Genomic DNA, 2,193 nt, shown 5'->3' with positions numbered 1-2,193 from the left:
ATTTTAATCGCGTCGCCGGTGCGCGGATTCCGGCCGGTCCGGGCGGCGCGCTTGCCGACCGCAAAAGTGCCGAAACCGACGAGCGACACGGAACCGCCCTTCTTGAGCGTGGTACGAATGGCGCCGATGGTGGATTCGAGTGCCCGCGTGGCAGCGGCTTTGGAAATATCGGCGTTCTTTGCGATGTGCTCAATCAGTTCGGTCTTGTTCACAAGGGCCCCTTGTAGAAAAATTGTTGATCAGGGTCATCAGAGGCTGCGCCAGCCCCATGGCGTCGCCGCGGGGTGTGGTACAGAAAAATGGATGGCAGTTCTGATGCGCCGGCAGCGCACTGCCGACAGGGATTACAACCACTGGTCTACGGGGTGTCAATACGACGCTGCCCCGTGAAACACAGCGAGGAGCGCGATTTTAGTGGCGTTTTGGCGAACCGCTTTTCAAAGAGCCTGGGCAATCGCCTGGCCCAGATCCGCAGTGCCCGCGGTTCCGCCGATGTCCGGGGTGCGCGGCGCGCCGCTGCCGGGTGCCAGCACCTTCTCGATCGTGGCCAGGATGGCGTCGTGCGCCGCCTTGTGGCCGAGGAACTCCAGCATCATCGCGCCGCACCAGATCTGCCCGATCGGGTTGGCAATGCCCCGGCCCGCGATGTCAGGCGCCGAGCCGTGCACCGGCTCGAACAGCGACGGCGTGGTGCGCTCGGGGTTCAGGTTGGCGCTCGGCGCGATGCCGATGGTGCCGGTGCAGGCCGGGCCGAGGTCGGACAGGATGTCGCCGAACAGGTTGCTCGCCACCACCACGTCGAAGAAGTCGGGCCGCTGCACGAAGTGGGCCGTCAGGATGTCGATATGAAACTTGTCGAGCGTCACGCCCGGATAGCTTTTCGCCATCGCCGCGACCCGCTCGTCCCAGTAGGGCATGGTGATCGAGATGCCGTTCGACTTGGTGGCGCTCGTGAGGTGCTTCTTCGGCCGCGACTGGGCCAGCTCGAAGGCGAACTTGAGCACCCGGTCGACACCGACGCGCGACATCACGGTCTCCTGGATCACGATCTCGCGCGCCGTGCCTTCGTACATGCGCCCGCCGATGCTCGAGTACTCGCCCTCGGTGTTCTCGCGCACGATGTACATGTCGATCTCGCCGGCCTCGCGCGGCGTGCCGTCGCGCCGCACCACCGGCGCCACGATGCCGTTCATCAGGCGGGCCGGCCGCAGGTTGATGTACTGGTCSAACTCGCGCCGGAACAGCAGCAGCGATCCCCACAGCGACACATGGTCGGGGATCTTCTCGGGCCAGCCGACCGCGCCGAAGTAGATCGCGTCATGGCCGCCGATCTGCTCCTTCCAGTTGTCGGGCAGCATCTTGCCGTGCTTCTCGAAGTATTCCCAGCTCGAGAAATCGAAGTGGTCGAACTTCAGGTCGAGGCCGAACTTGCGGCTCGCGGCATCCAGCACGCGCAGGCCCTCGGGCATGGTTTCCTTGCCGATGCCGTCGCCGGCGATGACTGCGATGCGTTGGGCGCTCATGTCTCAATCCTTGGAGTTCGCGTTGAAGAAAGAAAGTGCCTCGACCAGCAATTCGGCGGGCGCCTCCTCGGGAATGTAGTGGCCGCACGGCAGCGCGCCGCCCGCCACGCGGTCGGCGCGCTCGCGCCATAGCGCGAGCACGTCGAACGAGCGCCCGACCGCGCCGTGCGCGCCCCACAGCACGCGCAGCGGCTGCGCCAGCTTGCGGCCGGCGGCGATGTCCGCGCGGTCGTGGTCGAGGTCGATCGCGGCCGAGGCGCGGTAGTCCTCGCAGATGGCTTGCGCCGAGCCGGGAATCGCGGCGCAGCGCTCGTACTCGGCCAGAGCCTCGGGGGCGAACGGCGCCAGGCCTGCGTGGCGGCCGCCCATCACGCTGCGGATGTAGCGCACGGGATCGCTGTCGATCAGCGCTTCGGGCAGCGGCGGCGGCTGGATCAGGAAGAACCAGTGCCARTAGGCGCGGGCAAAGGCGTCGGAGGTGTTCTCGTACATCGCGAGCGTGGGCGCGATGTCGAGCAGCATCAGCCGATCGACCATTTCGGGATGATCGGCCGCGAGCCGGTGCGCGACCCGCGCGCCGCGGTCGTGCGCGAGCACGCCGAAGCGCGCGAAGCCATGCTGCTGCATGGCGTGGCGCGCATCGAGCGCCATTTCGCGCTTGCAGTAGTTG

The 2,193-nt window shown here is 66.6% G+C and carries 3 protein-coding genes; all 3 read right to left on the bottom strand.

All coding sequences use genetic code 11. The annotated features are described in order from the left end of the window. The coding region (locus AC1D2K_RS33765) for an HU family DNA-binding protein (protein WP_478094683.1) at positions 1-212 on the bottom strand (212 nt) is incomplete at its 3' end. Positions 213-437: 225 nt separating this feature from the next. Beyond that, positions 438-1,523 carry a tartrate dehydrogenase gene (locus AC1D2K_RS33760; RefSeq protein WP_478094682.1) on the bottom strand — a complete coding sequence of 362 codons (1,086 nt, stop codon included), beginning with the start codon at positions 1,521-1,523 and terminating at the stop codon, positions 438-440. 3 nt (positions 1,524-1,526) lie between these two features. Then, positions 1,527-2,193, bottom strand: a 667-nt coding sequence (locus AC1D2K_RS33755) for an alpha/beta fold hydrolase (RefSeq protein ID WP_478094681.1), incomplete at its 5' end; no start/stop codon positions are given.

Source organism: Variovorax sp. P1_H12_2, assembly GCF_056405335.1.
Note: the sequence above shows the minus strand (reverse complement) of the source record. Positions and strands in the feature narration are given on the sequence as shown.